We start from the raw sequence: 21,999 nt of genomic DNA, 5'->3' as shown, positions 1-21,999 counted from the left end.
AATCGGCCCCTGCGGCCAGGTTGAATACCGCCGTTGCAGGCCCGCAATCAAAGGTGCATCACAGGGGCCTGCATGGCTGAAGCTGCCATTATCGCCCGCGTGCTCCCCTCCGTGCTGGACGTGGACACTGCCGCCTGGAACCACCTGCTGGCGCAGCAAAGCCACCCCACGCCCTTCATGCGGCATGAATACCTGGCCGCGCTGGAAAGCAGCGGCAGCGCCACGCCGCGTACCGGCTGGACGCCCCGCTTCATGACGCTGTGGGACGGCGACACCCTGGTGGCAGCCTGCCCCCTGTACCTCAAGAGCCATTCGTACGGCGAATATGTGTTTGACTGGGCCTGGGCCAGCGCTTACGAGCAGCACCGTGTGCCCTACTACCCCAAGGCCGTCATTGCCGTGCCCTTTACGCCCGTGCCGGGCAGCCGGCTGCTGGCCCGCGATGCCGCCACGCGCGCCCTGCTGGTGCAGGCGGTGTGCCAGTGGTGCGAGCAAGAAGACGTGTCGTCCGTGCATGTGCTGTTTGCCAGCGATGACGATGTGCTGACCAGCGCGCAACAAGACCTGATGCTGCGGCACACCGTGCAGTTTCACTGGAAGAATGAGCGGCCCACGCTCGCTGTGGCCCAGGGTGTAGCCGCCACCGACGGCGAAACCCCGCGCTACCAGGACTTTGACCAGTTCCTCGCCAGCCTGTCGCAAGACAAACGCAAGAAGATCCGCCAGGAGCGCCGCCGCGTTGCCGATGCCAGAGTCACCTTCCGCTGGTCACGCGGGGCGGACATCAGCGCTGCAGACTGGGATTTTTTTTACCGCTGCTATGAGCGCACCTATCTGGAGCACGGCAACCCGCCCTACCTCACGCGCCACTTCTTCGCCCGCATGGCAGCGGACATGCCCGAGGCCTGGCTGCTGTTTGTGGGGGAGCGGGACGGACGGCCTATTGCTAGCAGTTTGATAGCTATCGGCGCATATGCATCTAGCGCATCAGCCCAAAAAGACGCTGAATCAGGCCCCGAATCACGCTCCGAGCTGGTGGCCTACGGCCGCTACTGGGGCGCGCTGGAGCGCGTGGACTGCCTGCACTTCGAGGCCTGCTACTACCAGCCGCTGCAGTGGTGCATCGCCCACGGTGCCGTGCGGTTTGAGGGGGGTGCCCAGGGCGAGCACAAGATGGCCCGCGCGCTGCTGCCCGTGCAGGCCACCAGCGCGCACTGGCTGGCACACCCGGCATTTGCTGAGGCGGTGCAGCGCTTTCTGGACCGCGAAGGCGCTGGCGTGGAAAGCTACCTCGGCGACCTGCAAGCGCGAAGCCCCTTCAAGGCCGCCTGACCTGCAACGGTCAGGCAGGACGCGCGGACAAGATCAAAGCCAGGTTTGAACCAACACATGGCGAAGGCAGGGCCCGTCACGCCTACCGAGGGCGGCGAGTCACTGTCAAAAACTCTCCCAGTCAGCATCATTGCCGCTGCCCGAACGAGCTGGCGCCGTTGACGCAAGAGCCGGTGCGGGCTTGGCGGCCGCACGCAGGGGCGGCACCTTGGACTGGGCCACAGGGGCTGGTCGGCTGGAACCGGCCAAGGCCTTAGATGGGCCTGCAGCCTTGGGCACATACGCAAAGGCAGACGCAGCTGGCTGCGCAGCCTGCGCTGGCGACAGCTTGAAGAACGCCACCGTGCTCACCAGGTCCTGCGCCTGGTTGTTGAGGCTGGCGGCGGCAGCGGCCATTTCTTCCACCAGGGCGGCGTTCTGCTGTGTGACCTGGTCCATCTGCGTGACAGCCTCGCCCACCTGGGCCACACCCTGGCTTTGTTCAGAGCTGGCGGCACTGATCTCGCCCATCAAATCCGTGACACGTTTGATGGAGCCCACCACCTCGGTCATGGTTGCACCCGCCTGATCGACCAGCGTGGTGCCTGCGGCCACGCGTTCCACGCTGTCGTTGATCAGGGTCTTGATCTGCTTGGCCGCGTCGGCCGAACGGCCCGCCAGGCTGCGCACCTCGGACGCCACCACCGCAAAGCCCCGGCCCTGCTCGCCCGCACGCGCTGCTTCGACGGCCGCGTTCAGCGCAAGGATGTTGGTCTGGAAGGCAATGCCATCGATCACACCGATGATGTCGGCGATCTTGCTGCTGCTGTCGTGAATGCCCTTCATGGTGTCCACCACCTGGCTCACCACCTCTCCGCCATGCACGGCCACCGTCGATGCGCTCTGCGCAAGCTGGTTGGCCTGGCGGGCGTTGTCGGCGTTCTGGCGCACGGTCGAATTGAGCTGCTCCATGGATGCCGCCGTCTCCTGCAGGGCGCTGGCCTGCTGCTCGGTGCGTGCGCTCAGGTCGTTGTTGCCCTGAGCGATCTCCGACGACGCCGTGGCCACGTTCTCGGAGCCGGAGCGCACATGCCCCACGATGCGCGACAGGTTTTGCTGCATTTCGTCCAGCGAGCGCAGCAGCTGGGCCATCTCATTGCGGCCATTGCCCACGTCGGGAATCTGCACCGACAGATTGCCGTGGCTGATCTCATCGGCCGCCCGCACCGCACGCTGCACCGGCCCCACGATGGAACGCGTGGTCCACAGCGCAAACAATGCGCCCAGCACCACCGACACCACCGCCCCCAGCGCCAGCACCCACTGGCTGGTGCCTGCGGCCTGGATGATGGCGCCCTCGAACTCATCGAGCTGCTTGTGCGTTTTGTCCGCCACATCGGCCAGCGACTGCAGGTAAGCGGTGGCCAGGGGCTTGAGGTCGCTGTCCACCAGCGCAAACACGTCTTCCCCAGCCTTCTTGCGCTCCAGCAATTTGGCGCGTGCGTCCACATAGGCCTTGCGGGTCACCGCCACACGTTCCATCAGCGCCTTTTCGGTGGGGTCGTCCACCAGCGCCTCCAGCTTCTTTTGCGCCTCGCTGGCCCGTTGGGACGTGGTGGCCATGTCCGCCGTGAGCGACTGGATGTAGCCCGCATCCGTGGCCTTGAGCGACGCCGACGCCCGCACCCAGTTCAGGTCGATGGCCGCCTTCCACTCCTGCGCCAGGGCGTTGCGTTCCATTTCGACAGTGGCAATGCGGCTGCTGGCCTCCTTGAGTACTGCCAGTCGCCAGACACCGGTGGCGGCGATGGTGGCGGTGATCAACAGCACAAGGCCAAAGGCCAGGCTCAGGCGCGCTCCGATTTTCAGGTTGCTCATGGGAATCTTTCGTGGTTTTTATGGGGGCTTTTGCCAGCCATGGCTGCGCCGATGTGGTTCGGCGCACCTGCGCGGGACAACAAGGAATCAGCGGCTGGGATGTGATAATTATATCATATTTATGATAAATATGATTTTATCAATTTTAATCATCACAAATGAGTCGACGGCCCACTGCGCAAGCGCTGCGCCGGTGGGGGCATGGGTGCGGCCCCCTGTGTCTGCCGTGGGGATATCAAAACAGCGCACAAGGCCCGGTGCGTGCAGCGCACGCACGGGCTGGAGTGCTACATCGCGGGCGCTGTCGGCGCAGTGCCAGGCACCGAACCAGCTTGGGGAAGTCTACGCCCCAAAACGGGGCAAAAAACTTACAAACGGTGCAGGCGCGGCCTACCGTCGGTCAAAAGCTCTCCCAGTCGTCCTCGGCACCGGCGGCCACTGCTTGTAGGGCCGCTTTGGGTGCGGCGCCCGCGGCCTTGGTGGTGGCACTCGCAGCAGGTGCCTTTTTGGCGGCAGGAGCAGAGGGAGAGCGCAAAGCAAGGGTTGCCTTGCTGCCCGCGGCATGGCCACCCATCGCTGCCTTGCGCGTGTCCGCTGCAGGCGCGGGGCGCGGCACCGGGTCCACAGCGCCGCCAGGCTGCGATGCCCGCGCCTGGTCGGCCGTGAGCTTGAACACCGCCACCGCCCCCACCAAGGCCTGGGCCTGGTGGCTCAGGCTGCTGGCAGCAGCCGCCATTTCCTCGACCAGCGCCGCGTTCTGCTGAGTGACCTGGTCCATCTGCGTGACGGCCTCGCCCACCTGCGACACGCCCGTGCTCTGCTCGCTGCTGGCGGCGCTGATCTCGCCCATGATGTCCGTCACGCGGCGAATGGCGCCTACCACCTCGGTCATGGTGATGCCCGCCTTGTCCACCAGCTGGGTGCCCTGCTCGACCCGCTCCACGCTGGCAGTGATGAGCGACTTGATCTCTTTGGCCGCCTCGGCGCTGCGCTGGGCCAGATTACGCACCTCGCCCGCCACCACCGCAAAGCCCCGGCCCTGCTCGCCCGCGCGGGCGGCCTCCACGGCCGCGTTCAGTGCCAGGATGTTGGTCTGGAACGCAATGCCATCGATCACGCTGATGATGTCGGCGATCTTTTTGCTGCTGTCGTTGATGCCCTTCATGGTGGTCACCACCTCGGCCACCACATCGCCGCCCTGCCCCGCCACGGTGGACGCGCTCATCGCCAGCTGGTTGGCCTGGCGCGCGTTGTCGGCGTTTTGCTTGACGGTGGAACTCAGCTCCTCCATCGACGCAGCGGTTTCCTGCAGCGCGCTGGCCTGCTGCTCGGTGCGGATGGACAGGTCGTTGTTGCCCGATGCGATCTCGGCGCTGGCCGACGCCACGCCCTGGGCATTGCCACGCACGCCCGACACCACATGCGCCAGGTTGTCCCGCATGGCGGTGAGGCCGCTGAGCAACTGGGCGATCTCGTCCTTGCCCCGCGCGTGGATCGCCACGGTCAGGTCGCCCTGCGCCACCGCGTCGGTGATCTGCACCGCATCGCCCAGCGCGCGCGAAATCTGCCGGATCATGGCGCCGCCCATCAGCACCGCCAGCACGATGCCCGCCACCACGGCCGTGACCGCCAGTGCGCGGATGGTCTGGTAGCTGGCGGCCGCACTGTCGTACTCGGCCTTGGCACGGTCCAGCTGCACCTGCATCAGCTGGCCCAGCACCTCCTGCAATGGGTCGATGGCGGGGTACATCTCCTTGGCCGCAAACGCGGTCAGGGCCGCCACATCGCCCGACTTGAAGTGCCCCGCCAGTACATCGGTGGCCGCATCTGCCTTGGCCTGCAGCGGCTTGAAGCGCTCGACCAACTGCGTTTCCTCCGGCACCAGCTGGGTGGCCAGATAGGCCTTCCAGTTGGCCTCGATCGCCTTGCGCGCATCGTCCACCGACTGCAGGCCCTGTGCGGGTGTCAGCGCGCCATCACGCACCTTGTGGGCGGTGTCCACCACGTTGACCGCATACATGTCCGCCACGACTTTGATCTGCTTGAGCGGCACCACCCGGTCGTCGTATACCGACTTGAGCCCGGCATTGGAATTGCCCATGCCATACAGCCCCGCCACGCCCACCAGCAACACCAGCAGACACAGGGCCGCAAGCAAACCCGCCAGGCGGGTGGAAATCTTGAACTGGTTCATGACAACACTCCTGAGGGAAACAAGCAAACAGGCTGCGCCCGGCTGGCAGCGCACCAGCGGTTGGAAAGGGGCATACGGAGAGCGCGCGGCAGACTCAGGTGCGGCCTTTGCGGTGCCACGGTTGGCTTCGCAGACCACACGGCAGGCGCACAGCAGCTCGCGCTGGTGATGATGGGGCGGCCACCCATGCACGTGCGCGACGCGTTGAAACCTCGGTCCATTGCAGAACTCCTGTGGAGAACGGCGCCAAAAAAGGAATGTCCACCCACCGACGGGCCGCGCGCCGTGGCGGGCCCGCTCAGCATAGCGCTTTCCGTTACGTTTGCGTACAAATCGCCCGCCACATTGGCGCGTCGCTGCCCATGACGGCAGCTCGCCATCACGCATCTGCAGCAAGCATCGCGCCAGCGGGTGGCATACCCGCCCCACGCATGCCTTCAGCCATCACCAACAAAGCGCCCACCCACAAAAAAGCACGCAGAAGGTAGCCCCCTCTGCGTGCTTTCTTGCTTTGTTTTTGATAGCTGTCAGCGCATTTTCCACCTGCGCTTGCAGCCGTTTTGACCTGATTTCTTCACCCAGGGGCCTGCGCAGCCCTTGGTCAGAAACTCTCCCAGTCGTCGTCGCTTCCCGCAGCCTTGGGTGCCGGGGCCGGGCTGGGCGCTGCGGGCTTGGCGGCAGTGGAGGCTGCCGGGCTGCTGGCCTTGGGCGCTGCCAGGCTGGCGGCGGGTTTGCTGCCGGTCTTGGCGCTTTTGCCCAGGCTGGTGCTGCGGGCCGGGGCTTTGTAGCTGGGCGCTGCAATGGGGGTGCGGGCGGGGGCTGCCGTGTGGCGGTTCGGGCTGTAGCTGCTGTTCGTGCTGCTGGCGTCGAGCTTGAACACGGCCACGGCGTTGACCAGTTCTCCGGCCTGGGCGTTCAGTGCGCTGGCGGCCGCGGCCATTTCTTCCACCAGGGCGGCGTTTTGCTGGGTGGCCTGGTCCATTTGCGTGACGGCTTCTCCCACTTGGCCTACGCCTGCGCTTTGTTCGCTGCTGGCGGCGCTGATCTCTCCCATGATGTCGGTCACGCGCCGGATGGCGCTGACGACTTCGGTCATGGTGGCTCCAGCCTTGTCGACCAGGGCGGTGCCTTGTTCCACGCGTTCCACGCTGGCGGTGATGAGGGCTTTGATTTCCTTGGCGGCTTCTGCGCTGCGTCCTGCCAGGTTGCGCACTTCTCCGGCCACCACGGCAAAGCCCCGGCCTTGTTCGCCGGCGCGGGCGGCTTCCACGGCGGCGTTGAGCGCCAGGATGTTGGTCTGGAAGGCGATGCCGTCGATGACGCTGATGATGTCTGCAATCTTGTTGCTGCTGGCGTTGATGCCTTTCATGGTCTCGACCACTTCGGCCACCACGTCTCCGCCTTGCACGGCCACGGTGCTGGCGCTCACGGCCAGCTGGTTGGCGGCGNCTGGCGTTGATGCCTTTCATGGTCTCGACCACTTCGGCCACCACGTCTCCGCCTTGCACGGCCACGGTGCTGGCGCTCACGGCCAGCTGGTTGGCGGCTCGCGCGTTGTCGGCGTTCTGGCGCACGGTCGAGCCCAGCTCTTCCATCGAGGCGGCTGTTTCTTCCAGGGCACTGGCTTGCTGCTCCGTGCGTGCGCTCAGGTCGTTGTTGCCTGAGGCGATCTGTGCGCTGGCTGACGCTACGCCTTCGGCGTTCTGGCGCACCGAGCTGACGGTGTTGACCAGGCTTTGCTGCATGCGCTGCAGGGCGCTGAGCAGGTGGCCGGTTTCGTCCTTGGACTGCACGACGATCTGGCCGCTCAGGTCGCCACTGGCCACGCGGTCGGCCGCCTCCACCGCCTGCGCCAGGGGGCGGGTGATGGAGCGAATGATGGTGATGGCCAGAAAGATAGCGATGGCGATGGCCAGTGCACCCGCGATGAGCACATCGCGCTGCAGCGACACGGCGGCAGCTTCGGCGCGCGCGCCGGCGTCCACAGTTCTCTGCGATTGAAATTCAAACTGTTCGTCTATGGCGGCCATGTAGGCCCGCTGCGCAGGGCGCAGTTGCTCTTCCAGCAGCTTCAGGGCTTCGTCGCGCTGCCCTTGCTGGAGCGTCGTGAGGTATTGATCTCTCAGCTTCAAGAAATCACCGCGCCGCTGCTGCATGCGCGCCATCAGTTCCTTGCCCTTTTCAGAGGTGACCAATGCAGTCAGGGTTTTGTATTGCGCATCGACATCCGCTGCAGAAGCGGAAATCTGGTTTGTCGCCGATTTCACGATCGCATCCGAGGTGAAGATCGCCAGATTGCGCAGCTGAATCGCCTGCTCGTTCACGCCGTCGTTGAGGGCACCCAGGGTTTTGACGATGGGTATCCGGACATCGATCACGTCCTTGAGCTCCGCGCGCTGGTTGGCTGACCGCACCAGGCCCACAGCACCCAAAGCGACCAACAGAAGCACCATGACGGCAAATGCCACAGCCAGCCGGGTTGAAATCTTGAGCTGATTCATCCTTTTTCTCCTCTGTGTTGATCTTTTGCAGTTGGGTGGCACATTACCTGTGCACGGCCGATCTCACCAGCCCAATTTCGTCACTGCTGAGCAGCGCCTCGATGTCCATCACGATCAGCATGCGCTCGCCCAGGCTGGCAATGCCAGTGACAAAGGCCGGGTCTACATGGCCCTGCCGCTCGAACTGGGGCGTGGGCTTGATGAGGTCGGGAGTGAGCGAGACCACATCGGCCACCGCATCCACCACCGCGCCAATCACGGTAGAGCCGATGTCCAGAATGATCACCACGGTGAAGTCCGTGTAGCTGGCTTCAGGGCATTGCAGCTTCACCCGCAGATCCAGGATGGGCACGATGCGGCCGCGCAGATCGATCACGCCCTTGATGAAGTCGGGCGATTGCGCCAGGCGCGTGGGTCTCTCGTATGAGCGGATCTCCTGCACGCGCAGGATGTCAATGCCGTACTCCTCCGCACCCAGGCGGAAGGTCAGGAATTCACGAGGGGCTGCGGTGGGGCTTGGGGCCAGCGCGCGGTGCGCAGAGTGGGTGGCGGCAGGCGCAGCGGCGTCGGCAATAGCGGTCATGGCGCGGGCTTTCAGGCGGTTGGAACGGGAGGGTTGCGAACAGCGCCAGAACGCGACGAACGCAAAAGCTATCCAAAGCATAGCAGCGCACGGTTGCAAAATGTGACATTCGCGGGCAATCCCCCCGCAATCCGAAGGGGACTCCCCCAGTCCGGGCGGGGGCAATTGGAGAGCTTGCTCCATTTCGCGCCCCGCCTTGGTGCGCAAAAACTGCTACCGTCGCACGACCCGCCTGCCTTGCCCGGCAGGCGCCCGTTTTGGAACGACGACTTGATGCCTCTCTTCTCCGACCGCAAATCCGCTGCCCCTGACCACATGCCACCGCCCAGCCTCCCCTTGCTGGCGCTGGAGCTGCGGGCCCCCTGGGAATTTGGCGCCGTGCTGCCCGCATGGCCCGTTCTGCAGCGCGCTCCACTGGGCGATGGCCACACGGTCATCGTGTTTCCGGGCCTGACAGCTGGCGACGCCACCACCCTGCCCCTGCGCCGCTATCTCGAATCGCGCAACTACAACACCCTAGGCTGGGGCCAGGGCCTGAACCTGGGGCCGCGCGATGGCGTACTGGAGAACGCCAAGGCCCAGCTGCAGCAAGCGGTGGATGCCAGCGGCAACAAGGTGAGCCTGGTGGGCTGGAGCCTGGGCGGCATCTACGCCCGCGAGCTGGCCAAGGAAATGCCGGACCTGGTGCGTTGCGTGGTGACCCTGGGCACCCCGTTTGCCGGGCCCCACACCTCCACCAACGCCTGGCGCATTTACCAGTTCGCCAGCGGCCGCAGCATCGAGCGCGAAACTGAGAACTACAACCTGCCCGAAGCACCCCCGGTGCCCACCACCAGCATCTACTCCCGCACCGATGGCGTGGTGGCATGGCGCGGCAGCATCCAGGCGCCCGCCGACCACAACCCCCACACCGAGAACATCGAGGTGGTGGCCAGCCACTTTGGCATCGGCCTGAACCCCAGTGCCTGGTGGGCCGTGGCCGACCGTTTGGGCCAGCCGCACGGGCCAGGCGTGGTGTGGCAGCCGTTCCAGCGCCCGCGGTTGCCAGGGCTGCATCTGGTGTATCCGAACCCGCACCGCTGAGAGCAGTACGGAAAAGTCCCCTGCCGTACCCGAAGGGACGGCGCATTCCTAAGTGCCACGTAAAAAAGCACGCAGAAGGTGTCCCCTCTGCGTACTTTTTTACTTCTGTTTTGATAGCTGTCAGCGCATGTTCCACCTGCGCTTACAGCCGTTTTGACCCGATTTCTTCACTCAGGGGCCTGCGCAGCCCTAGTCAGAAGCTCTCCCAGTCGTCGTCGTTGCCCCCTGCCTTGGCCGGTGCCGGGATGGGCGCTGCCGGTTTGGGGGCTGCGGCGCTGGCTGCAGGGGCCGCTGGCGCTGCGCTGCCGGTCTTGGGCGCTGCCAGGCTGGCGGGTTTGCTGCTGCTGCTCTTGGCGCTGCTGCCCAGGCTGCTGCGGACCGGGGCTTTGTAGCTGGGCGCTGCAATGGGGGTGCGGGCGGGGGCTGCCGTCTGGCGGCTCTGGCTGTAGCTGCTGTTCGTGCTGCTGGCGTCGAGCTTGAACACGGCCACGGCGTTGACCAGTTCTCCGGCCTGGGCGTTCAGTGCGCTGGCAGCAGCGGCCATTTCTTCCACCAGGGCGGCGTTTTGCTGGGTGGCCTGGTCCATCTGGGTGACGGCTTCTCCCACTTGGCCAACACCTGCGCTTTGTTCGCTGCTGGCGGCGCTGATCTCTCCCATGATGTCGGTCACTCGCCGGATGGCGCTGACGACTTCGGTCATGGTGGCTCCGGCCTTGTCGACCAGGGCGGTGCCTTGTTCCACGCGTTCCACGCTGGCGGTGATGAGGGCTTTGATTTCCTTGGCGGCTTCTGCGCTGCGTCCTGCCAGGNGCCTTGTCGACCAGGGCGGTGCCTTGTTCCACGCGTTCCACGCTGGCGGTGATGAGGGCTTTGATTTCCTTGGCGGCTTCTGCGCTGCGTCCTGCCAGGTTGCGTACTTCTCCGGCCACCACGGCAAAGCCTCGGCCTTGTTCGCCGGCGCGGGCGGCTTCCACTGCGGCATTGAGCGCCAGGATGTTGGTCTGGAAGGCGATGCCGTCGATGACGCTGATGATGTCTGCAATCTTGTTGCTGCTGGCGTTGATGCCTTTCATGGTCTCGACCACTTCGGCCACCACGTCTCCGCCTTGCACGGCCACGGTGCTGGCGCTCACGGCCAGCTGGTTGGCGGCNCTGGCGTTGATGCCTTTCATGGTCTCGACCACTTCGGCCACCACGTCTCCGCCTTGCACGGCCACGGTGCTGGCGCTCACGGCCAGCTGGTTGGCGGCGCGCGCGTTGTCGGCGTTCTGGCGCACGGTGGAGCCCAGCTCTTCCATCGAGGCAGCCGTCTCTTCCAGCGCCGAGGCCTGCTGTTCCGTGCGCGCGCTCAGGTCGTTGTTGCCTGAGGCGATCTGTGCGCTCGCTGACGCTACGCCTTCGGCGTTGCTGCGCACGCCCGACACCACACGCGCCAGGTTGGCCCGCATGTCGCCCAGCGCATTCAGCAGCTGGCCCATTTCATCCTTGCCGCCGGGGGGCACCTCGGTCGCCAGGTCGCCATCGGCAATCGCGCGGGCGGCCAATACGGCGTGATGGGCGGGGCGCGTAACGGCGCGGGTGATGGCCACACCCAGTACGGCCGCCAACGCCACGCACAGCGCGAGGGTGCCCAGCACCCAGATGCGTGCCGCATTGAACACTGTCATCGCTTCCTCATTGGCCTTCAATGCAGCGTCCGCATTGATCTTTTGCAGCTCGCCCAGGGTCTCGGCGGTGGCCACAAAGGCTGACTCCGATTCGCCCGCATACAGCATGCTCAACGCATCTGCCGTGAGTTCCATGGTCTCGGCAGTGCTGAAGTCCACGCCCTTGGCAATGTCCGCCAGCTTGTCCTGCAACGCCACATAGGCCGCCTTGCGCGCCTTGTAGGCCTGGAAAACCTCGCGCTCCTTGGGCATGTCGATGAGCGGCTCGTAGATCGCCTCCACACGGGTCAGGTCCTTGTGGCGCTGCGCCACCTGCTCGGCAAACGCCTTGACCTCGGCCGCGCTGCGCGCCGTGACCATGCCCGCCTCTGCGCGGCGCATGCGGTTGAGCAGCACGCGCAGCTCGCCCGTTTGCGTGACGCTGGGCAGCAGATTGGTGGCGATCTCCTCAGCGTTGGCGTGGATGCGGGACATTTGCACCAGCGCAATGGCGCCGAGCAAGGCGGTCAGCAACACCACCGCAAGGAAACCCGCCGCCAGCTTGACGCCAATGCGCAGATCAGAAATTTTCATGAATCACCTCAAAGTACCTCGAAACGCCGAGACAGCCGTAGCCATGTAACAAAATGCAGTCTATCAGCGCGCCCAGCCGCACATGGCGCGGCTTTTCCCTACCCTGGCAGAGTGCCACCCACAAAAAAACACGCCACCCGAGGTGGATGGCGTGCTTTTATTTTGATAGCATCCAGTGCATATTGCACTAGCGCTACGGGCAGAAATCGCCCAAAGGGCTATCAGGCCTGCGACTTCTTGTAGCTGTCGATGCCGTCGGTGATTTCCTTCTTCGCGGCGTCGATGCCTTCCCAGCCCAGCACCTTGACCCACTTGCCCTTTTCCAGGTCCTTGTAGTGCTCAAAGAAGTGGGCGATGGCGTTGCGGCGCATGGCGTTCACATCGTCGATGGTCTTCCAGTGGTCATACATGGGCAGGATCTTGGACGTGGGCACAGCAATCACCTTGCCATCCACACCGGCCTCGTCTTCCATCATCAAGATGCCCAGGGGGCGGCAGGGCACGACCACGCCGGGGAACAGCGGATAAGGCGTGATCACCAGCACATCGACCGGGTCGCCATCACCCGACAGCGTCTGCGGCACATACCCGTAGTTGGTGGGGTAGTGCATGGCGGTGGTCATGAAACGGTCCACAAAAATGGCGCCCGATTCCTTGTCCACTTCGTACTTGATCGGATCGGCGTTCATCGGAATCTCGATGACGACGTTGAAGCTGTCAGGAACGTTCTTGCCTGGGGGGACGTTGTTGAGGGACATGTCTTTGGATAGTGGTTTGTTGACGATAACCCGCGAGGCCTTCGGCACTGATGCAGCGCAACGAAGCGTCGGGATTAACCCTGATTTTAGGCGCACGCCCCTTTCTGCCCGCTTGCAAACCGGCGTTTGCCTGTAAATTGGGCCTGTTGGCCAATCGGCTCCTGCGCGAAACGCATGGGTAGCACGAGGAAGCAACGCAGCGGGGAAGCCACCGATGCGTTGGTCCCCCTCCGTGCGACACATCAAGGAGAATTGAATGGCTGCAAGTTCAGCACTGACATCCCCTCTCATCCTCGCCCTCGTTTGCGGGCTCATTGCGGTGGCCTACGGCATCTGGGCCCGGGGCTGGATCCTTTCCAAAGACCCGGGCAACGCCCGCATGCAGGAGATTGCCGCCGCCATCCAGGCCGGTGCCGCCGCCTACCTGGCCCGCCAGTACAAGACCATTGCCATCGTGGGCGTGGTGCTGGCGGTGCTCATCGGCGTGTTTCTGGACGGCACCACGGCGGTCGGCTTTGTGGTGGGCGCCGTGCTCTCGGGCGCCTGCGGCTTCATCGGCATGAATGTCTCGGTGCGCGCCAATGTGCGCACCGCGCAGGCGGCCACTCAAGGCATTGGCCCGGCGCTCGATGTCGCGTTTCGTGGCGGTGCCATCACCGGCATGCTGGTGGTGGGGCTGGGTCTGCTGGGTGTCACGGGCTTTTACTGGTTCCTGGCGGGCAACGGCAACCACACGCCCACCACCCATCTGGCCACGCTGCTCAACCCGCTGATCGGCTTTGCGTTCGGCTCGTCGCTGATCTCGATCTTTGCGCGCCTGGGCGGTGGCATCTTCACCAAGGGCGCGGACGTGGGCGCCGACCTGGTGGGCAAGGTGGAGGCAGGCATCCCCGAGGATGACCCGCGCAACCCGGCCGTGATCGCCGACAACGTGGGCGACAACGTGGGCGACTGCGCCGGCATGGCGGCCGACCTGTTCGAGACCTACGCGGTGACACTGATCGCCACCATGGTGCTGGGCGCCCTGATGGTGGCCACGGCCCAGGTCAATGCGGTGGTGTACCCGCTTGCGCTGGGGGCGGTGTCCATCGTCGCATCCATCATTGGCTGCTTCTTCGTCAAGGCAACGCCCGGCATGAAGAACGTGATGCCCGCGCTGTACAAGGGTCTGGCGATCGCGGGCGTGCTGTCGCTCATCGCTTTCTACTTCGTCACGCTGTGGATCATGCCGGACAACGCGGTCACGGCCACGGGCACCCAGCTGCGGCTGTTTGGCGCCTGCGCCACCGGCCTCGTATTGACGGCCGCGCTGGTCTGGATCACCGAGTTCTACACCGGCACGCAGTACTCGCCCGTGCAGCACATTGCCCAGGCGTCCACCACCGGCCACGGCACCAACATCATTGCGGGCCTGGGCGTTTCGATGCGTTCCACGGCCTGGCCGGTGGTGTTTGTGTGCACGGCCATCATCGTGTCCTACGGCCTGGCTGGCCTGTACGGCATTGCGGTGGCAGCCACATCGATGCTGAGCATGGCGGGCATTGTGGTGGCGCTGGATGCGTATGGTCCCATCACCGACAACGCGGGTGGCATTGCCGAAATGGCCGAGCTGCCCAGCAGTGTGCGCGACATCACCGACCCGCTGGACGCCGTGGGCAACACCACCAAGGCTGTGACCAAGGGCTACGCCATCGGCTCTGCCGGCCTGGCTGCACTGGTGCTGTTTGCCGACTACACCCACAAGCTGGAGAGCTATGGCAAGGCCATCACCTTTGATCTGTCGGACCCGCTGGTCATTGTGGGCCTGTTCATCGGCGGGCTGATTCCCTACCTGTTCGGCGCCATGGCCATGGAGGCTGTAGGCCGGGCCGCAGGCGCTGTGGTGGTGGAGGTGCGCCGCCAGTTCAGCACCATCAAGGGCATCATGGACGGCACGGGCAAGCCCGAATACGGCAAGGCCGTGGACATGCTGACCACCGCCGCCATCAAGGAAATGGTGATCCCCAGCCTGCTGCCGGTGGTGGTTCCCATTGTGGTGGGCCTGCTGCTGGGGCCCAAGGCGCTGGGCGGCTTGCTCATGGGCACCATCGTCACAGGTCTGTTTGTCGCAATCAGCATGTGCACGGGCGGTGGCGCGTGGGACAACGCCAAGAAGTACATCGAAGACGGCCACCACGGCGGCAAGGGCAGCGAGGCGCACAAGGCCGCCGTGACCGGTGACACCGTGGGCGACCCCTACAAGGACACGGCCGGCCCGGCCATCAACCCGCTGATCAAGATCATCAACATCGTGGCACTGCTCATCGTGCCGCTGGTGGTCAAGTTCCACGGCGGGTAAAACCGTCCCACCATCGTCAAAAAGGGGCCTCTGGCCCCTTTTTGACGCGTAACATCGCATCCACTGCAGCAGCCACTGGTATCGCGTTCCACTGAAGATGGCCTTGACACACACCACCCTGCCCGCCCCGGCCCCGACCGACAGCCCCGCTGCGCCCCAGCAGCGCATCGTCCAGATCGCGCTGGCCCAGGCCCGGCCTGTGGTGGAGCGCGTCATTGAGGCCACGCGCGTTTCCCTGCAAGCGCGCCTGGACAGTGCCCGCACCCCCGGCGAGCACCATGCGATGCAGGAGGCACGGCAGCAACTGGTGCGGCTGGCATCGGTGATGGCAGATCGCTACCCCGACGCACTGCGCAAGGCGCTGGACCAGGACACGGCACAGGGCGACGACAAGCCCACGCGGTCCCTGTTCACCGTGCACTTTGACGACCTCGAACTGATGGACGAGGCGCAGATCAACGACAGCGTGGAGCGCGCACGTGCCCGTCAGGTACTGATCGCTGCAGTGGAAGGTCCGCTGGCTGACCTGGACGCGTTGGTGTGCGCGGCCCAGGGGCTGTCCCGGGTGCAGCCGGAGCACAACCCGCTGCGCCCCGACGTGTTCTTGCAGGCTCTGCAGTCCGTGGTGTCGCAAATGCAGGTCACACCCCAGGTGCGCCACGACTGGGTGGGGCTGATGGCACAGGCATTGGGCGCCGAGCTGCGCAGCCTGTACCTCGCGCAAATCGACCAGCTCAAGCAAAGTGGTGTGAAGCCTGTGGGCTACGCCATGCGGCAGGCCACGGGCGAAGTGGTCTATGTGGCGCCGGCCGACGCCGGGGCGTCCCCCGGTTTTGCAGCCGACAACGACTTGTACGTGTCGTCCACCAGCACGGGCGACCCATTGCTGACGCTGGACCGCCTGCGCCGCCTGCTGCTGGGCGAGTTCAATGACGCACCCGCCCCTGCGGACATGCACGCCAGCGGCGACAACCCCCAGGAATCTTTCGCAGCCCGGTTTGACCGGGAGTTTGAACACCCGTCACAAGGCTTGCCGCAGATCGACCCACCGGCCACGGATTTCGCGATGACGGTGCCCGCAGCGTTTGAGGCGCTGCAAGAGATGAACCAGGTCGGCCAGATGATGGAGCGCCTGGGTACGCCACGCGCGCCAGCCGGCAACGATGCAGACGGCAGCCCCGCTGCCGCGCAGCGGGCGCAGGCGCAGGGCCTGGGCCAGGCCTTGAGCATGGAGGTGGTGGCGCTGATGGTGGACAACATCGCGCGCGACACCCGGCTGCTGTGGCCTGTGCAACAGTTCATCCGCGCGCTGGAGCCTGCGCTGATGCAGCTGGCATTGGCCGACCCCCGCTTTTTCAGCCACAAGGAGCATGCCGCGCGCCGCCTGCTGCAGGACATCACCGACCGCAGCCAGGCCTTCAACAGCCCCGAAGCCCCTGGTTTTCAGAGCTTCATGCGCTCGCTCATGCACATCGCAGGCCCGCTGGCCACCGCCACCATCGACAGCGCTGATGACTTTGAACAAGTGCTGCAGCAACTGCACGCCAAATGGGCCGAGAAGGACCAGGCGCTCAAGCAGGAGCGTTTGCGCGCCATCGAGGCCCTGCAGCATGCAGAGCAGCGCCATCTGCTGGCCGCACAGATATCGCGCGAGATCTGGCTGCTGCCCGACATCGGCAAGGTGCCGGACGCCATCTCGCGCTTTTTGCTGGGCGCTTGGGCCCAGGTCATGGCGGAGGCGCGTCTTTCGGACAAATCAGGCACGACCGACCCGGGCCGCTACCAGGAACTGGTGGACGCGCTGATCTGGAGCGTACAACCCGAACTGACGCGCGCCAACACGGGCCAGCTGGCTCGCCTGCTGCCCAAGCTGCTGGCCAAATTGCGCGAAGGTCTGGCGTCCATCGACTACCCAACAGACCGCACGGAGGCTGTTTTTGAGCTGCTGATGCAACTGCACCGGCAGGCCTTCAAACCCGGGCCCCGGGTAGCTGCGCCAGCCCCTGCAGCCGCAGCGACTTTTGCAACGCCCACGGCAGAGCCGCAACAACCGGCGCCCCTTGATGACGACGACCCCTGGGTTGCGCCCTCCGAAGCGAGGGAGTCCGGCTACATCGATATCTCGCAATCGCCCGAGAGCGAGGGCGCAGACACGGCCCCCGAGGCTGCCCCCAGCAGCGCTGCGCCCCTGCCGCTGCCCGCCGCCACCATCACGGTGGGCACCTGGGTCAACCTGCAGGTGGCGGGCCAGTGGGAGCGCACACAGCTGTCCTGGATCGGCTCGCACGGCAACCTGTTCCTCTTTACCAGCGCCGCTGGTCGCACCCAGTCGATGACCCTGCGGCTGCTAGACCGGCTGCTGCAACAGGGAGCGATGCAGGTGCTGGCCGAGCACACCGTGGTGGACAACGCCCTGGACGCCGTTGCTCAGACAGCCATGCAAAACAGCGTGGAAAGCAGGCACTGAAGGCCGCTTGCACAACAAAAGTGGTCAAACACGGCAGACGGTGATACCCTGTCTCCATCACTCCAAGGCTTTGCAGAATTCAGGGGAATTTGTCAGGGCCTTAGCCCGCTTTGGCGGGCTTTTTTAATGGTTTTCCGCTTTGGCGGTTTTTCTCTAGGCGCCCCGCCCAGCGGGAACTTTTTGGCGTGTCGAACAGCCACCGCCACTGCGGCTCAGTGAGCGCTCGTGGCAGGAAGGGTGAGCGTCGCCCGCAAGCCGCCAAGGCCTGCGGGCTCCAGATCCAGCCGCCCCCCGTACAAAGCTGCCAGGTCCTGCACGATGGCCAGGCCCAGTCCCGTGCCGGGCACGGTTTCATCCAGGCGCACGCCGCGTTCCAGCGCCTGATCACGTTGCGCGGCGTCAATGCCGGGGCCGTCGTCTTCCACCGCAACCACCAGTTGGGGCTGCGCAGCGCCCGATCCGGCGGGCAGCAGTTGCATCTGCAGCCGCACCGCAGCCTGCGCCCACTTGCAGGCGTTGTCCAGCAGGTTGCCCAGCATTTCCTGCAGGTCCTGCGCCTCGCCCGCAAAGAAAAGCGGCACCGCTGAAGACTCGACACTGATATCGAGCAACCGGTCCGCATGCACCTTGTTCATCACGCGCACCAGCCCATCCACCACCGGCTGCAGCGGCGTGCGCTGCCCGGGCAAGCGCGCAGATGCCGCCACCCGCGACCGCGCCAGGTGCCAGTCGATGTGCCTGCGGGCCACCACCACCTGCTCTCGCACCAGCGCCGCCAGCTCCGGGCCATCAGTGGGCGGTTGTGTGCGGGCCGCGTTCTCCAGCACCGTGAGGGGCGTCTTGAGCGCATGGGCCAAGTTGCCCGCCTGGGTGCGTGCCCGCTCCACCACCTCGCCATGCCTGCGCAGCACGGCATTAAAGTCGTCGACCAGCGGCTGCACTTCCGCAGGGAAGCTGCCTTGCAATTGCGAAGCCCGCGCTTCTTGCACATCCTGCACCGCGCGCTGTAGCGCCTGCAGGGGCTTGAGCCCCACCGCCACCTGCGCCCAGGCGGCGGCGACCAGCAGCAATAGCAACACCGCCAGCGACAGCGCCAGCACGCCAGTGAACCGGGCCGTGGCTGCCTGCGTGGCCTGCAGGTCGGCGGCCACAATCAAGCGCCAGCGCGCTGCATGCACGCCCTCGGCGCGCACCGTGCGCTCCAGCACCAGCAAAGGCGCGCCCTGCGGGCCTGTCATCTCGTGCACATGCACGGTGCCATCGGCCAACGCATCCACCTGTAGCGCCAGGCTGGTGTCCCACAACGAGCGCGAGCGCAACACCCCTGCCCGCTCCCGCCCGTCGGGCGCCATGGCGTCCACCTGCCAATACAGGCCGGAGTAGGGCTTGAGCCAGCGCGGGTCGGACAGGGCCTCGGCAGCAATCACCGGCTGCCCCTGGGCGTCAAACTCCAGCCGCGCCGTGATCTGGTCCAGCTGCAGCTGCAGCGCAGCCTGAAACTGCTGCTGCACATGCTCGCGGAACAATCCGCTCAGCACCAGCCCAGCCAGCGCCATGGCCACGGCCGCCCCCGCCAGCGTGACGGCCAGCAGCCGCACCCGCAACGACCGGGACCAGTGCACGGGCGGCGCAGGTGGCACAGCCTGCGCGCTCATGGCGGCACCAGGCGGTAGCCCATGCCACGCACGGTTTCGATGCGGGCCGAATCCACCGGGGCAGCCGACGAAGCCGCAGGAGGCAACATCTTCTTGCGCAAGCGCCCCACAAAGACCTCGATGGTGTTGGAGTCCCGATCAAAGTCCTGCGCATAGATGTGTTCGGTCAGCTCCGCGCGTGACACCAGCACGCCAGGCCGGTGCATGAGGTAGTCGAGCACCTTGTACTCATGCGCTGTCAACGTCACCGGCTGGCCCGCACAGGTCACGCGGCCACTGCGTGTGTCCAGCGACCAGTCTCCACACTGCAGCACGGCCGACGCTTGCCCGCTGGCGCGGCGGATGAGTGCGCGAAGGCGCGCCAGCAGTTCTTCGAGGTGAAAGGGCTTGGTCAGGTAGTCGTCGGCACCGGCATCGATGCCTGCGACTTTTTCGTGCCAGTTATCGCGCGCGGTGAGGATCAGCACCGGCATGTTGCGCCCCTCGGCCCGCCACCGCTTGAGCACCGTGAGCCCGTCCACCACGGGCAGGCCCAGGTCCAGAACCACGGCATCCACTGCCTCGGTGTCGCCCAGAAACTGCGCGTCGCGCCCGTTGTCTGCCTCGTCCACCGTGTAGCCCGCGCCGTCCAGGGCATTGCGCAACTGGGCGCGCAGCAGCGTGTCGTCTTCTACCAGGAGGATGCGCATGGAGGTGTCGTGGTCGGAGGGGCGTCAGCGATTGTCACGGCTTCGCTGCTGATCTTCGCGCGATTCTCGGGATCGCACACGCAGCACCTCCGCCGTGCGCGCATCGAGCTTGACCTTGGTCAACTGCCCGGCAGGCGTCAGCAGCTTGATCTCGTAGATCCAGCGCTCGCGCTCCTGCTCCAGCTCCACTTCCAGCACCTGGCCAGGCACCTCGCGCTGCAGGCGATCGAGCACGACGGGCAGTGGCAGCACCTGGCCCGCCTGCACGGCCTGCCGGGCGCGGTCGTGGTCTTCCTTGCCGCTGGCCCACGCGGACGGCACGGCCAGCGCGGCAGCCCACAGCACACACGCCGCCAAGCAAATGCGCCGGACATGGCAGCCCGCACAAGCAGAGTGGAAGGAGAAAGGCATGGTCGCATTGTCCCGCGCGATATCTGAACGGCCGATGAACAGCCCTTTCACGCGCCGTTCAGGCGGGGATTTCAACAATGGCTGCACAAGCGATGAAACCCACAAGGACCACAGCATGACTTCCCTTCGCACCCTGACTCTGGCCGCGCTCTGTGCACTTGCAGCCACCAGCATCAGCCACGCCGCTGACACCACCGCTGCCCAGCAGCTCGCCCACTGGAGCGCACAGGCCGGCAGCCCAGGCAATGCCGACAAAGGCAAGGTGTTCTTCAACGCACGCCATGGTGGCGAATGGTCTTGCGCATCCTGCCACGGCACACCGCCCACCGCACAGGGCAAACACGCCAGCACCGGCAAGTCGATTGCGCCCCTGGCTCCGGCCTTCAACCCCAAGGCATTCACCGACACCGCCAAGGTGGACAAGTGGTTCCGCCGCAACTGCAACGACGTGGTGAGCCGTGAATGCACAGCGGTGGAAAAAGCCGACGTGCTGGCCTACCTCAATGCCCTCAAGCCCTGAGACCGACACCATGCAAAAACCAGCCCAATTACGCCCTGCGGTCCTGGCCGCCGCTGTGTGCGCACTGACCCTGCTCTCACTCTCCAGCGCCCATGCAGACAGCGGGCGCGCCATGCCCCGCAACGTGCCCAGTGCCTACACACAGGAATGCGCCGCTTGCCACACCGCCTACCCGCCTGGCCTGCTGCCCGCAGCATCCTGGAACCGCGTGATGACGGGCCTGGACAAGCACTACGGCACCGACGCATCGCTGGACGCCGCCACCGTACGCCAACTCAACCAGTGGCTGCAGGCCCACGCAGGCACCTACAAGCGGGTGAACGAGGAGCCACCCGAGGACCGTATCACCCGCTCGGCCTGGTTTGAACGCAAGCACCGAAAGATCGAACCCACCACCTGGAAGCTCGCCAGCGTGAAAAGCGCTGCCAACTGTGCGGCCTGCCACACAGGCGCAGACCAGGGGCAGTTTGACGAACACAACCTGCGCATGCCGGCGGGGCTCGATGCCCGATCGCGCCGCGCGTGGAACGACTGACTGCCACCGACAGAAACCTTTGGCGTCCCCACAAGGAGAACACGATGAACAACGCCCCTTCCCTCCACCCTGCCAGCACCACGGCGCAGTCAACCCCTGTCAAGGCTCCCAGCCGCCGGGTGACCGATGCGCCCACGCGCATGTTCCACTGGCTGTTTGCACTTTGCTTTGCGGGGGCCTACGCCACGGCCGACGGCGAACACTGGCGGCTGCTGCACGTCACGCTGGGCTACTCCATGGCGGGGCTGCTGGGCTTTCGACTGCTGTACGGCATCTTCGGGCCGCGCACCTCGGGCCTGGGCCTGCTGTGGCGCAAGCTGACAGGGGCGCCCGCATGGCTGCGCACATTGCCCCAGGCCGCATCGGTCACGCAGATCAACTGGCGCCAGGGCCAGAACCTGCTGATGGCGCTGGCCATCGTGTTGCTGCTGGCGCTGGTGGTGCCCCTCACCCTCAGCGGATATGCCACGTACAACGACTGGGGCGCTGCGCTGGGTGGCAACTGGATGGGAGAAGCGATGGAAGAAGTGCATGAGTTCTTCGGCAACGCCCTGCTGTTTGTGGTGCTGGCCCACATCGCGCTGATTGCAGGGTTGAGCTTGCTGCGCCGCAAGAACCAGGCACTGCCCATGCTCACCGGCCGGGTAGAGGGCAAAGGGCCGGACCTGGTCCCGAAGAACCGCACCTGGCTCGCCGCCCTGCTGCTGATCGCAACACTGGCCTGTGGTGGCTGGCAGTGGCAGCAGTCGCCCAGCGGCTGGGTTGCCAACGGCACATCGACCGAACGCCAGCGGCACCACGATGACGACTGACGCAGAGCCACCGAACACGGAGGA

17 protein-coding genes and 2 pseudogenes are annotated in these 21,999 nt (G+C 65.5%); 7 read left to right on the top strand and 12 right to left on the bottom strand.

The features are described 5' to 3' along the window. Positions 1-72: 72 nt before the first annotated feature. Positions 73-1,332, top strand: coding sequence for a GNAT family N-acetyltransferase (locus tag ASC83_RS21230; RefSeq protein ID WP_056067339.1), 1,260 nt, complete (start codon positions 73-75; stop codon positions 1,330-1,332). A 105-nt stretch (positions 1,333-1,437) separates the two neighbouring features. On the opposite strand, the gene ASC83_RS21225 is transcribed toward ASC83_RS21230, so the two are convergent. The 5 genes from ASC83_RS21225 to ASC83_RS21210 form a co-directional block, all read right to left on the bottom strand. Further along, positions 1,438-3,189: a methyl-accepting chemotaxis protein gene (locus ASC83_RS21225; protein ID WP_082522552.1), complete on the bottom strand. Its 1,752-nt coding sequence runs from the start codon at positions 3,187-3,189 to the stop codon at positions 1,438-1,440. 400 nt (positions 3,190-3,589) lie between these two features. Then, positions 3,590-5,383 (bottom strand): methyl-accepting chemotaxis protein, encoded by a 1,794-nt coding sequence (locus tag ASC83_RS21220; RefSeq protein WP_056067335.1) that lies wholly within the window; start codon positions 5,381-5,383, stop codon positions 3,590-3,592. 601 nt (positions 5,384-5,984) lie between these two features. Continuing rightward, a complete protein-coding gene (locus ASC83_RS24410) occupies positions 5,985-6,812 on the bottom strand; it encodes a methyl-accepting chemotaxis protein (protein WP_369817018.1) in 828 nt (275 codons plus the stop codon). A 20-nt stretch (positions 6,813-6,832) separates the two neighbouring features. Beyond that, positions 6,833-7,836, bottom strand: a 1,004-nt coding sequence (locus ASC83_RS24405) for an MCP four helix bundle domain-containing protein (RefSeq protein ID WP_369817017.1), incomplete at its 3' end; no start/stop codon positions are given. A 91-nt stretch (positions 7,837-7,927) separates the two neighbouring features. Further along, the gene (locus ASC83_RS21210) at positions 7,928-8,467 is read right to left on the bottom strand and encodes a chemotaxis protein CheW (RefSeq protein ID WP_056067332.1); all 540 of its coding nucleotides are present in this window, start codon (positions 8,465-8,467) and stop codon (positions 7,928-7,930) included. A gap of 273 nt (positions 8,468-8,740) precedes the next feature. On the opposite strand from ASC83_RS21210, the gene ASC83_RS21205 reads away from it, so the two are divergent. After that, positions 8,741-9,550: a triacylglycerol lipase gene (locus ASC83_RS21205; protein ID WP_056067330.1), complete on the top strand. Its 810-nt coding sequence runs from the start codon at positions 8,741-8,743 to the stop codon at positions 9,548-9,550. A gap of 193 nt (positions 9,551-9,743) precedes the next feature. On the opposite strand, the pseudogene ASC83_RS24400 reads toward ASC83_RS21205, so the two are convergent. From ASC83_RS24400 to ppa, 4 genes and pseudogenes are all read right to left on the bottom strand, one after another. Beyond that, positions 9,744-10,359, bottom strand: a pseudogene (locus tag ASC83_RS24400) (methyl-accepting chemotaxis protein); the annotation flags it as partial. A gap of 1 nt (position 10,360) precedes the next feature. Then, positions 10,361-10,701 (bottom strand): annotated as a pseudogene (locus ASC83_RS24395) (methyl-accepting chemotaxis protein); the annotation flags it as partial. A 1-nt stretch (position 10,702) separates the two neighbouring features. Continuing rightward, on the bottom strand, positions 10,703-11,790 hold a 1,088-nt coding region (locus tag ASC83_RS24390; protein ID WP_235509436.1), incomplete at its 3' end, for an MCP four helix bundle domain-containing protein. A gap of 221 nt (positions 11,791-12,011) precedes the next feature. Further along, complete coding sequence (gene ppa, locus ASC83_RS21195; RefSeq protein ID WP_056067328.1) at positions 12,012-12,548, bottom strand: inorganic diphosphatase; 537 nt, start codon at positions 12,546-12,548, stop codon at positions 12,012-12,014. 256 nt (positions 12,549-12,804) lie between these two features. Here ppa and ASC83_RS21190 point away from each other — a divergent pair, with 256 nt between their 5' ends. Together ASC83_RS21190 and ASC83_RS21185 are read left to right on the top strand one after the other, a co-directional pair. Beyond that, the gene (locus tag ASC83_RS21190) at positions 12,805-14,886 is read left to right on the top strand and encodes a sodium-translocating pyrophosphatase (protein WP_056067326.1); all 2,082 of its coding nucleotides are present in this window, start codon (positions 12,805-12,807) and stop codon (positions 14,884-14,886) included. Between the two features lie 97 nt (positions 14,887-14,983). Then, positions 14,984-17,353, top strand: a complete 2,370-nt coding sequence (locus ASC83_RS21185; RefSeq protein ID WP_056067325.1) for a DUF1631 family protein — start codon at positions 14,984-14,986, stop codon at positions 17,351-17,353. Positions 17,354-17,565: 212 nt separating this feature from the next. On the opposite strand, the gene ASC83_RS21180 is transcribed toward ASC83_RS21185, so the two are convergent. The 3 genes from ASC83_RS21180 to ASC83_RS21170 are packed head-to-tail and all read right to left on the bottom strand — an operon-like array spanning position 17,566 to position 20,108. Then, positions 17,566-19,008 carry a sensor histidine kinase gene (locus tag ASC83_RS21180; protein ID WP_200938993.1) on the bottom strand — a complete coding sequence of 481 codons (1,443 nt, stop codon included), beginning with the start codon at positions 19,006-19,008 and terminating at the stop codon, positions 17,566-17,568. Further along, complete coding sequence (locus ASC83_RS21175) at positions 19,005-19,697, bottom strand: response regulator transcription factor (RefSeq protein WP_056067323.1); 693 nt, start codon at positions 19,695-19,697, stop codon at positions 19,005-19,007. The genes ASC83_RS21180 and ASC83_RS21175 overlap by 4 nt, the downstream gene beginning before the upstream one ends. Positions 19,698-19,721: 24 nt before the next feature. Continuing rightward, entirely contained in the window at positions 19,722-20,108 is a 387-nt protein-coding gene (locus ASC83_RS21170) for a PepSY domain-containing protein (RefSeq protein ID WP_056067788.1), read from the bottom strand. Positions 20,109-20,223: 115 nt separating this feature from the next. On the opposite strand from ASC83_RS21170, the gene ASC83_RS21165 reads away from it, so the two are divergent. From ASC83_RS21165 to ASC83_RS21155, 3 genes are read left to right on the top strand one after another with little or no spacing between them, the layout of a single operon-like run. Next, on the top strand, positions 20,224-20,628 hold the full coding sequence (locus tag ASC83_RS21165; protein WP_056067786.1) for a DUF1924 domain-containing protein: 405 nt from the start codon (positions 20,224-20,226) through the stop codon (positions 20,626-20,628). A gap of 10 nt (positions 20,629-20,638) precedes the next feature. Further along, positions 20,639-21,163, top strand: a complete 525-nt coding sequence (locus tag ASC83_RS21160; RefSeq protein ID WP_056067784.1) for a diheme cytochrome c — start codon at positions 20,639-20,641, stop codon at positions 21,161-21,163. Positions 21,164-21,207: 44 nt separating this feature from the next. Continuing rightward, positions 21,208-21,975: a cytochrome b/b6 domain-containing protein gene (locus tag ASC83_RS21155; protein WP_056067321.1), complete on the top strand. Its 768-nt coding sequence runs from the start codon at positions 21,208-21,210 to the stop codon at positions 21,973-21,975. Positions 21,976-21,999 lie beyond the last annotated feature (24 nt).

The sequence above is a fragment of the Acidovorax sp. Root402 genome, assembly GCF_001425125.1.
Classification (GTDB): domain Bacteria; phylum Pseudomonadota; class Gammaproteobacteria; order Burkholderiales; family Burkholderiaceae_C; genus Acidovorax; species Acidovorax delafieldii.
The sequence above is the reverse complement of the archived record's forward strand: the minus strand, read 5'-3'. Positions and strand labels throughout refer to the sequence as shown.